General features: G+C 47.6%; 1 rRNA gene. It reads left to right on the forward strand.

What is annotated here, in order from left to right:
- Positions 1–231: ribosomal RNA gene (locus DSOL_RS26585) — 23S ribosomal RNA — on the forward strand; the annotation flags it as partial.

A 231-nucleotide genomic window follows, 5' to 3' on the forward strand; every position in this document is an offset into this window, starting at 1 on the left:
GGATGTTGGCTCAGAAGCAGCCACCATTTAAAGAGTGCGTAATAGCTCACTGGTCGAGTGGTTCTGCGCCGAAAATGTAACGGGGCTCAAGTGTATCACCGAAGCTATGGCTTTACAGTTTACTGTAAGGGGTAGGGGAGCGTTCTATTATCAGAGAAGGTCAACCGTAAGGTTGGGTGGAGAGAATAGAAGTGAGAATGCCGGTATGAGTATGCGAAAAGACAAGTGAGA

Origin of the sequence: Desulfosporosinus metallidurans (genome assembly GCF_001936615.1) — a bacterium.
In the GTDB taxonomy this organism is placed as follows: domain Bacteria; phylum Bacillota; class Desulfitobacteriia; order Desulfitobacteriales; family Desulfitobacteriaceae; genus Desulfosporosinus; species Desulfosporosinus metallidurans.